General features: G+C 68.9%; 6 protein-coding genes. All 6 read right to left on the minus strand.

Features of this window, described 5'->3' with window-relative positions; translation table 11 throughout:
- Positions 1–637 (minus strand): GAF domain-containing protein (locus A5702_RS03460; RefSeq protein WP_231964983.1); only part of this gene is annotated, 637 nt, incomplete at its 3' end.
- Between the two features lie 172 nt (positions 638–809).
- Positions 810–1,481, minus strand: a complete 672-nt coding sequence (locus A5702_RS03465) for a response regulator transcription factor (protein ID WP_055402088.1) — start codon at positions 1,479–1,481, stop codon at positions 810–812.
- Between the two features lie 53 nt (positions 1,482–1,534).
- Entirely contained in the window at positions 1,535–2,356 is an 822-nt protein-coding gene (locus tag A5702_RS03470; protein ID WP_068218293.1) for a universal stress protein, read from the minus strand.
- Positions 2,357–2,361: 5 nt separating this feature from the next.
- Positions 2,362–3,132, minus strand: a complete 771-nt coding sequence (locus tag A5702_RS03475; protein WP_068218296.1) for a universal stress protein — start codon at positions 3,130–3,132, stop codon at positions 2,362–2,364.
- A gap of 64 nt (positions 3,133–3,196) precedes the next feature.
- Positions 3,197–4,189 (minus strand): 1-phosphofructokinase family hexose kinase, encoded by a 993-nt coding sequence (locus tag A5702_RS03480; protein WP_055402083.1) that lies wholly within the window; start codon positions 4,187–4,189, stop codon positions 3,197–3,199.
- Between the two features lie 11 nt (positions 4,190–4,200).
- The coding region (locus A5702_RS03485) for an erythromycin esterase family protein (RefSeq protein WP_197506491.1) at positions 4,201–5,501 on the minus strand (1,301 nt) is incomplete at its 5' end.

Consider the following 5,501-nt stretch of genomic DNA (forward strand, 5'->3'; position numbering starts at 1 on the left):
CGCGGGCGCGGTCGGCGATCAGCTGCAGCGGCCGCCGGTGCGGCTCGGCGTCGGAGAGCAGCGCGGTGGTGATTTCGCGGCTGGCCTCCATCCACTTCACGGCGGTCCGCTCGCGTTCGAACATCTGGGCGTTGTCGATGGCGACCGCGGCGGCGAATGCCAGCGCGCGGGCGGCGACCTCGTCGGACTCGGAGAACAACCGCGCCGGGTCGACGTGGGTGAGATAGAGGTTGCCGAACACGGTGTCGCGGATGGTGATGGGCACCGCGAGAAAGGCCCGCATGGGCGGGTGGTGCTCGGGGAAACCGACGGCGGCCGGATGGGCGGTCAGATCGTCCATCCGCAGGGCCGGCGTGTCCAGCATCGACAAACTCAGCAGGCCCTTGCCCACCGGCAGGTGCCCGATGCGCGACACCGTCTCGGCGTCCATTCCCTCGTGGACGAACGACAGCAGGTTGCCGTCCGGGTCGCGGATGGCCAGCGCGCCGTAGGGGGCGGAGGTCAATTGCCTGGCCGCCATGATGATCCGGTGCAGCGTCGCGTCCAGGTCGAGGCCCGCGCCGATCTCGACGATGACCCGCAGCAACTGCTCCATCTGGTCGCGGGCGGCCAGCATCTCGTCGAGCTGCTGGTGCATCCTGCCGACCAACCCGCGCTGGCCCAGTCCGGCGAATGCCGAGCCGCTATCGTCGCTCGTCATCCCGAACACCTCCACGACACTTTTGCTCAATGTCAGATGGCAGGATCAGCCTAGTCACAAAATGTCAAGCGCCAAAGCGAATGACTGCCGACGCAGGCGTAACGCATAGCTAGTCGCGCGGCGGGGCGGTCGGCGCCTGCGGGTGGCCGGCCTGCTGATCCAGCTTCGACGCGAACACCGCCGCTTGGGTACGACGCTCCATACCGAGCTTGGCCAGCAGCCGCGACACGTAATTCTTGACCGTTTTCTCGGCGAGGAACATCCGGGCGGCGATCTGCCGATTGGTCAGGCCCTCGCTGAGCAGCCCGAGGAGCGTTCGCTCCTGCTCGGTGAGGCCGGACAGCGGGTCTTCGCGCTCAGCCGCGCCGCGCAGCTTCGCCATCAGCGCGGCCGCCGCACGGTTGTCCAGCAGGGACTTCCCGGCGCCCACCTCCTTGATGGCGTGGGCCAGCTCCATTCCCTTGATGTCCTTGACAACGTAGCCGCTGGCGCCGGCCAGGATCGCCTCGAGCATCGCCTCGTCGGAGGTGAACGACGTGAGCATCAGGCAGCGCAGGTCGGGATGATCGGAGACCAGGTCACGGCACAGCTCGATCCCGTTGCCGTCCGGAAGCCGCACGTCGAGGACCGCGACGTCGGGTTGCAGGGCCGGGATCCGGGCCTTCGCCTCGGACACGGAGCCCGCCTCGCCGACGATCTGAAGTTCGGGGTCGGATGCGAGCAGGTCGGCGAGGCCGCGCCGGACGACTTCATGGTCGTCGACGAGGAAAACCTTGACCATCTACGAAACCCTCCTGCCGGTCGCGCCTCGGCCCAATATCCCACACGTGGCAGTCACATATGTTGCCGATTCACGACCAACAGCGAACAGTTGGCGTCCTGCATCACCGAGCTGCCGGTCGGTCCGACCAACTCGGCCACGCGCTGGCGGTTGCCGGCGCCGACGATCACCAGGCCCACCGGCCCGCGCAGGCCCTCCAGGTACTCCAGCAGCCCGGCGTGCACCGCCACCGATTCCACCCGCAACTCCGGATGGCGCCGCTTCCACCGGGCCAGCCGGCGATCGAGGTCGGCGAGAGCGCGGCGGTCGGCCTCGCTGACCCCCGCGCCGTGCTCGGTCGGGGGCGTTCGCCGCGCGATGACCGCATGCAACGGGGCGCCCCGGATCAGGGCTTCGTCGATGGCGGCGCCCAGCAGGGCGTCCGGGGCCCCGTCGATCTCCACGACAGCCTTTTCCCCGGGCCGCTGGGAGTGATCGTCGCGGCCGCGGACGATCGCCACCGGGCAGTGGGCCGAGATGGCCAGCGCCGCGGCGGTGGAGCCTACGCGTCCCGGCTGGAAGTGGCGCAGTCCGACGGCCCCCACGCATACCATGGCCGCCGACGCCGACGAGCGGATCAGCGACCCGATCGCGGGTCCCTGGACAATCCCGCTCTCGATGTGCACCGGTTTGCCGGCGGCGTGAATGGCCGTAACCGCCTGGCGGACCGCCGTCTCCGCGGTGTGCCGGCTGTCGCCGGGGTCGGCCGCGTAGAGGAGGCGCAGCGGGACGTCACGATTCACCGCCTCGTCGACCGCCCACAGTGCCGCGCGGATCGCCCCTTTGGAACCATCGATGCCGGCGATGATCGACTTGGTGCTGGCTGGCTCGGACATCGGTCTCAGTGGCGCACCACGAGCACCGAGCAGTCGGGGTAGCCCACGATCGGATGGCAATTCGGGGTGGCCAGCCCGAACATCTCGTCGGCGTCGGCGCTGCCCACAACCGCCAATTCGATTGCGCTAGAAGGTATTCCGCTGGACTTCAGGCCCGTCCCCGCGGCGACGGTCTGGACGTGGACGTCGGGGTAACGGCGGACCCAGCTGTTCAAGCGCCGATCGATCTGCCGCACGGTGGCGTGGCGGCGACGCCCTTCCTCCATGGCTTGGTGCACCACCTCGTCGTTGTCGGGCTCGTCGTTGAGCACGACGGCGATCACCCCGAGCTCCGTCGGCGACCCGTCGGGATTGGTGCGGATGACGGCGACCGGGCAGTGCGCGTGCGCCACCAGGCCGGCGGCGGTCGGGCCCAGCAACCCGTCGGAGGCCCATCCCCGCCTGGCCGTGCCGACGCAGACCAGGGCGGCGTCCTGCGATTGGCCGACCAGCACCTGCGCGGGATCCCCGGACAGGATCACCGCGTCGACCTCGACGGGCTTCTCGGCGCGCTGCAGGGCGCACTCGGCTTGCGACAGCGCCATTTCGGCGCGCTCCAGCTCCCATTCGGAACCGGGTGCCGTCCCGGCCGACGCCCCTCGGCCGGCGATGACGTAGACGAGGCGAAGGGGCAGCTGGCGGCTCACCGCCTCGTCGACAGCCCATTTGGCGGCGTTCACCGCGGCTTGCGAGCCGTTGATGCCCACGACCACCGACTTCGCATCCAGCTCGTTCATGTCGGCTCCTGAGGGTTTCATTCGCTTTCAGGCTATTGCGCCGATGCGCATGCTGGAGGGGCCGTTAGGCCTCAGCTGCGAAGTCGTTCGGCCCCACCTCCGCCGGTTCGGCGACCAGCTCGAACAACCGCTCGATGTCGGCGCGTTCGAAGACCGCCGTACCGGGCGTCATCAGCATCGCCGCACCCGCCGCGATCCCGTACCGCACGGACTTGGCGAGCGACCAGCCGCGCGTGATGCCCACAGTGATCGCGGCGACCATAGCGTCACCGGCCCCGACGCCGCTGCCGCTTCGCATCGGGACCGCCGGAAAGCGTTGGCTCGCATGGCGTGTGGCGAGCAGCGCGCCGTAGGACCCCAGCGACACCACGACGACCTGTGCGTGGCCGCTGTCGATCAGCTGATGGGCGGCGGCCAATTGCTCGGACTCGGTGGCGAGTCGGCGGCCGACGCATTCCCTCAGCTCGCGCACGCTCGCTTTGAGCAGGTATACGCCCGAGGAGATGTGCTGCAAGCCGCCGCCGGAAGTGTCCAGAATCAGCTTCACGCCCAGCTCCCGGCAGATGTCGGCGACCCGCTGATAGTAGTCGGCCGGGACGCCCGGCGGCAGGCTGCCGCTTGCCACTACGACTTCGGCCGAGTGGGCGGCCGAGCGCAGTTCGTCGAGGCACTGCTCTTGCTCGAAGGCGTTCAGCTCCGGCCCCGGAAGAACGAACCGGTATTGCTGGCCGGTGCTGGTCTCGTTGACAGTGAAACTCTCGCGGGTCTGCGCGGCGATCGGGATCTGCAGAACCGGCACCTCCGCCTCATCGAGCAGGGTGGTGACGAGACCGCCATGCGACCCGCCCGCCGGGAACAGCGCCAGCACTGGGCTGCCGAGGACCTTCGCGATCCGCGCGACGTTGATCCCGCCGCCGCCCGGGTCGTAACGCGTAGCCGAGCAACGCAATTTGTCGGTAGGCCGCACGACGCCCACACTCGTGGTGATATCGAGCGCGGGATTCATGGTCAACGTGACAATTCTTCGGGTCGGCTCCCGATCGGCCGGCATCTCCATCTCCCTCGTGCCTAGAGCCCGCTCGGGTACGTTTCGGGCGTCTCGCCGGCGATCCACAGGCTGGTCACCTCGAGGGGTTCCAGCGCCCGCGTCCGGTCGATGTGGATCATCGCGTCAAACTGGTCGGCGGGCCGGACATGGAAGTAGTGGCTCTGCCGTTCGGTCTCGGGTCGGTAGATCACCCCGATGGCGCGCCCCAGGCGCACCGCGTCGAGTGGCTCCGCCGCCCCCGGGTTGATGTGCGGCGACACCAGGAACGCCTCCCTGCCCGTCTCGTGGAGGAGTTCTTCGACGCTCCCGTTGAGCGCCGGTCGGACGACCTTGCGTTCGGCGATGCCACCCCAGTCGCTGGCGGCGGTGACGGTGCCCGCGTACGTGCTGAAGCCGAGCAGGCGTGCTTCGTCGCCGTGCCGCTGCCGGACCAGTTGACCGAGCGTCAGTTGTCCATCGGCCCACACCTCGGTGGCGCGCGCGTCACCGACGTGGGAGTTGTGGGCCCACACCACAATCCGCGCGGACGGCACTTCATGGTGGCGGTCCAGGTGCTTCAGGAGAGCCTCGAGGGTCTGCGCCATGTGTTTGTCGCGCAAGTTCCACGAGGTGACCCGCCCGCTGAACATCGCCCGGTAGTACACCTCGGCGTTGTGCACCGTCTGGGCGTTCTGGTGGGCGTAGAAGAGTTCGTCCTCGGCGAGCAGTCCGTCCCTCCGCGCGTAGGCCAGCGCATTGCGCTGGATCTCGACGAGTTGATCGATCGCTTCCTTCTCGCATGACGGCCCGGCTCCGAAGGCCGCCGAGAAGCCGTACGCCTGACCGTCGTCCGCCGAGGCGTGGTCGAAGCAGGCGTACCGTTCCCGCGCCCGCGCCGCCGCGTCCGGGTCGATCTTGTCGAGGTAGCCGATCACCTCCCGTATCGACCGGTGCAGGCTGTAGAGGTCCAGGCCGTAGAAGCCGGTCTGCCGCTGGCCGTTGTTCTCGTGCAGCCGGTTTCGGGCGCGCAGCCATTCGACGAAGTCACGGACGACGGTGTTGCGCCACATCCAGGCGGGAAAGCGCTCGAAGCCGCTCAACGCCTCCTCGGCGCTGGCGTCGTTGCCGGTGCCGCGAACGTAGCGGTTCACCCGGTACGCGTCGGGCCAGTCCGCCTCCGCCGCGACGGCGCAGAAACCCTTCTCCTCGATCAGCCACTTGGTGATTTCGGCCCGAGCCTCGTAGAACTCGTGTGTGCCGTGCGAACTTTCACCGATCAGCACGATGCGCGCGTCGCCGACGAGCGCTTCCAGCGCCGCCCGCGGCGGCACTCCCGCCGGTG

The sequence above is a fragment of the Mycobacterium sp. E3339 genome, from assembly GCF_001666915.1.
GTDB lineage: Bacteria > Actinomycetota > Actinomycetes > Mycobacteriales > Mycobacteriaceae > Mycobacterium.

What these genes read in the sequence shown, in the direction of transcription:
- A5702_RS03470 (WP_068218293.1), bottom strand. Translation starts at nt 2,356, where the DNA reads ATGTCCGAGCCAGCCAGCACCAAGTCGATCATCGCCGGCATCGATGGT.
- A5702_RS03465 (WP_055402088.1), bottom strand. Translation starts at nt 1,481, where the DNA reads ATGGTCAAGGTTTTCCTCGTCGACGACCATGAAGTCGTCCGGCGCGGC.
- A5702_RS03480 (WP_055402083.1), bottom strand. Translation starts at nt 4,189, where the DNA reads ATGGAGATGCCGGCCGATCGGGAGCCGACCCGAAGAATTGTCACGTTG.
- A5702_RS03475 (WP_068218296.1), bottom strand. Translation starts at nt 3,132, where the DNA reads ATGAACGAGCTGGATGCGAAGTCGGTGGTCGTGGGCATCAACGGCTCG.